Annotated in this window: 1 protein-coding gene and 1 pseudogene; both read right to left on the bottom strand. The window is 72.5% G+C overall.

Annotated elements, in window-relative coordinates; genetic code table 11:
• Positions 1 to 405, bottom strand: a pseudogene (locus AOK00_RS35080) (lysine 2,3-aminomutase); the annotation flags it as partial.
• A 380-nt stretch (positions 406 to 785) separates the two neighbouring features.
• Positions 786 to 3,986, bottom strand: coding sequence for an FG-GAP-like repeat-containing protein (locus tag AOK00_RS35085; RefSeq protein WP_254047623.1), 3,201 nt, complete (start codon positions 3,984 to 3,986; stop codon positions 786 to 788).
• Positions 3,987 to 4,347 lie beyond the last annotated feature (361 nt).

Raw genomic sequence — 4,347 nt, forward strand, 5'->3', positions numbered from 1 at the left:
GCAGGACGCGCAGGGGGCGGGGCAGGTGCGACGCCGGTCGGGGAGGACGAGCAGGGTGCCCGGGTAGGCGTGCCGGACGGTCTCGGTGTCCCGCCCGGCCGGGTGCGGGTCGAGCCGTTCGCGCAGGCCGGCGACGACGAGCCCCAGCCGGTCCCGGTCGCCGTCCCGCAGGGTCTGCTCGACGGCGGCGAAGTCCGCGGGGGCGAGCAGGTCGCGGTGGGGCACGAGGAGCCGGTAGAGGGGGTCGGCGGGGGCGCGCGACCAGTCGATGAGTCGGTCGGCGGCGTGGGAGCCGACCCTGAACGGCAGCACACGGCCGACGACGTCGGCGTCGTGCGCGAGGGCGGGCTGCCCGGTGCGGTCGGCGATGAGCCGGGCGAGGCGGTGACCGGTGAAGACGGTCACCCGTTCCCCACCGCCGGGACGTCGGTCGTCTGCACGGTCGTTGCCTCCCCGAAGGCCTCACCGATGGCTGGTGCGGCGCACCCCGGACGATGATGGGGAGTGGGGGCCGGGCCGCCAATGGCACTAGCGGTAGCCCGACTTGTGGGCAACGGAGGAGTCCGGCCAATCGTGCGCGGCACGTACCGGACAGCACCGTGTGACACGAACATCCGGTCCGTACCGATACGGAATGGTTCGCACCGGAGGGCTTTCGGCCCGGCGCAAGCCCGGGGCATCTGCCAGATTGGCGCCTTTCCTCCGCGCCTCCGGGGTCGCCGCGCGAACGCCCGAGGGCCCGGCCTCGACGGCCGGGCCCTCGGGGTGCGAAGGGTGCGCGAGCGTCAGTACAGACCCTTGAAGCCGTTCCAGCCGCTCGAACCGATCAGCGCCCGGGTGCCGTACGCGCCGGTCCCGGTGCCGCTGTACCGCCACAGCTTGCCGGCGGTGTCACGGGCGACGAGGTCCGCCCGGCCGTCGCCCGAGAGGTCGCCGACCCCGACCATGGACGAGTAGCCGCCCCAGCCGCCGCCGAGCTTCACGCGCGCGGCGCTGCCGCCGGTCGCGGTGCCGTAGTACCGCCAGAGCACGCCCGCCGCGTCCACGGCGAGGAGGTCGCCGCGGCCGTCGCCGTTCAGGTCACCGGCGCCGACGATCTTCTTGTACAGCTTCCAGTTGGAGCCGATCTTCACGCGGGTCTTGACCCGGTGGTCGGCCGTGCCGGCGTAGAAGTACATGTCGCCGGTCGACGCCTGGCGCGCCACCAGGTCCGCGTACCCGTCGCCGTTCACGTCGCCCGGAGACGTCAGCACGTCGTACTGACCCCAGCCCGAACCGACCAGCGTGTACGGCGAGGAGGCGGAGAGGGTCTTCCCGCACCCGGGGCGGTAGGCGCGCAGCTGGTCGCCGACGCGGGCGTAGACGTCCGCGCACCGGTCCGCGTTCAGGTCGCCCGTCGGGACGAACACCGACGACGTCGCGAACTTCGTCCCCGTACCGGCGATCCGTGCCGACAGCGCGCCCGTGCCCGTACCCCGGTACATCGACACGAGCCCGGCCGTGTCCATCACCAGCAGATCACCGAAGCCGTCGTCCCCGGCGAGGTCACGCCGCACCGCGGCCGCACCCGTCACGTGGACCGCGCCGGAGAGGGCGAGGTCCGCGCCCTGTCCGTCGGCGGGCTTCGCCGTCAGCGTCCACGTGTGGGCCCCGTTGGCGACGAACTTCCCGGCCGCGTCCTTGCCGTCCCAGACGGGCGCGACGATGCCTCGCGCCTCGCCGCCGGTCACGGTCCGCACGACCTTCCCGGTCGCCTTGTTCCTGAGCGCCAGCGACCAGGAGACGGCCGGCTTGGACAGCCACCAGCGGGGCTTCCAGGCAGCGACCCTGACGTCGACGGACGCCGCCACGTCCTTGTCGATGACAGCGATCCGGGAGGCCGGGACGCCGGACGGGACGATCCGCACGCGACGGTCGGCACCGGTGTGGGCGACGTGTCCGCCGAAGCGGTCGACGGTCCAGCCGGCGCGGCGGGTGGTGTTCGCGCCAAGCTGGGCGGAGGTCGCCACCACGCGCTGCGGCAGGTCGGCGACCCTGCCACTGGCGGGAAGCCCGTTGTGCAGGTCGACCAGGGTGAGACCCGCACTGTCCGAGCGGGAGACGAGGTAGTCGTCGCCGAGGAGCACGTCGTCCGAACCGAGACCCACGAAGCGCTTGGTGGACCGGTCGTACAGGCCGCCGCCGCGGACGTCCCACGATTCGTCCTGGCACTTCCAGTACACCCAGCGGCCCACGGCCTGGAGGTCGATGGGCTCGCAGGTGTTGGTCGTCGTGAACGACTCGCCCGCGGTTCCCGCCGGAAGGACCTTGGAGGTGACGGTGTTCGAGCCCTTCGTGGCGCTCCAGAGCGTGTTGCCCCAGAGGGCCGACGCCACCGGCTCGCGCTTCTGGAGTACGGCTCCGGAGTCGGTGCCGCGGAACTCGACGATCGCCTGGGATCCTCCCGAGGCCTCGTTCACGACCCCGTACCGGCCGGACAGGTCGACGAGCCTCGGGCTGCTGAGCCCCGTCGTCAGCCTCGGGCCCCAGGTGCCGGAGCCGTTCCGGTAGAGCATGGTCAGACCCTGCTCGGTGCCCGCCCTGCGCCCGTGGTGACCGTCACCGCTCGCGAACATGGAGACGCAGTAGACGCGCCACGTGGGGCTGCAGTCGTCGTCCCAGCCCGTGACGAAACCGTCGGTGGTGGAGCGCAGCTCGTCGGGGCGCCCGGAGGTCTTCAGCCAGGTGCTCCGGTATCCGCCGATGATGCCGCCCGGCTGGTACAGCTTCGAGTCGTCGCCCGTGGTCAGGATGCCGCTGCCGAGGGAGATGCCCGCGGGCTTGGCCTCCATGTCCTCGATGTCCGCGAGGCGCTTGCGCGTCACGGTGCCGTCGGCGGCCGCCGTGAAGCGGTAGTACCCCCAGTCGAGGGCGCCGTAGTCGGTGCGCTGCTCCGCACCGGCCACCAGGAGCGAGCCGTCGGGCGTCCGGCTGAGGGACGTGGAGGCGACGTCGAGCAGGGACGTGTCCCCGCCGTTCGGAACGTACTGCGCGAGGCGGTTTCCCCGGTACTCGTCGTTGCCCGGGTTGGGCGGGCTCACCGTGACCAGCGTGTCGCCGAGCCTGCGGACGACGTCGTTGTACGAGGCGACGTCCCGCAGGTCGAGGGTGGTCGGGGCGGCGTCCAGGTCGTCCCGGCGGTACACCTGCGCCTCGCTGGAGGACGGGGCGCCGACGTGGAGGACCGTGTCCCTGTCGAAGGACACGCTCTCGCCGTGGGTGGACAGCGTCTTGAGCTTCCCGCTCGCCAGGTCGACGACCCACCATCCCTGGCTCATCGTGGAGTCCACCCACTTGATGCCACGGATGGCGATCGACCGCGCGTCGCCCTCGCTGACCAGGAGGTTCCAGCCCTCCGGCAGCCCCTCCAGCTTCTGCTCCCTGACACCACCGGCCTCCGGGTGGAGCAGGTGCAGGCTGGTGACGGCGTTCTCGGTGCCGGTCCGGGTGATGACGGTGTCGCCGTACGTGCCGACGTAGGTCTGCCCTTCCGGGATCGCGACGGTGGTCGTCGCGCCGCCGCCGGCCCGCTGCTGGAGCGTCACGTGCGGGGTCGGGCTCTCGGAGTGGACCGCGACGGTGTCGGAGCCGTGCCCGAAGTCCGCCGGGTACTCGGTGAAGCGGAACTCGTCGACGTCGTAGGAGAGCGGCTTCGGCAGACGGTGGTCGAGGACGGTGGTCGCACCGGTCGCGTAGTCGATCCAGCGCAGCCGGTCGTCGCCCTCCTGCGCGGTCAGGAAGCCGGTCTCCCCCGCGTTCAGGACGATGGTGGCACGGGGCACGAAGCGTGCGCCCGGGCTGACGACGACGGCGTCGCCGGCCGCGCCGGGCGTGTCGGCCGCCGCCCCCACGGCGGTGCCGACGCCGGCCGTCACCGCGAGGCTGACGATGAGTGCGATGCGGCCGAGCGCACGACGGCGCGGCCGTCGATCCAACGGGCTGATCACGTAGAAGTCCCTCCCCAGGGCATACGGCGCGGGGAAGGGGTCTCATGGTCTCGCCGCTCGTCCCCCGCGCAAGCAGGCCGACAGTAGCAGAGGCGGGGAACGACGTGACGCCATTTTCGAACCCGTTCAATCCGGCTCGGACCATGGCTGCGCAGCGGGCCTGATTCCCTGCGGAAACCCGCCCCGGCGACGCCCCGGAAGGCCCCTTCCCGGGGCTGGGCGGGCACGAGGGGCCCCGCGGACGGACCCGCCCCGCGAAGGGCCGCCCCGCCGCCCCCAGCGCCCCTCGACGGCCATCCAACCCTTCCGGCCACCCCGCCTGACCTGGGCTTTTACCTCAACTCGCCTTATTCTTGAGGGA

The organism is Streptomyces aureus (assembly GCF_001418135.1).
GTDB classification, from domain to species: domain Bacteria; phylum Actinomycetota; class Actinomycetes; order Streptomycetales; family Streptomycetaceae; genus Streptomyces; species Streptomyces aureus_A.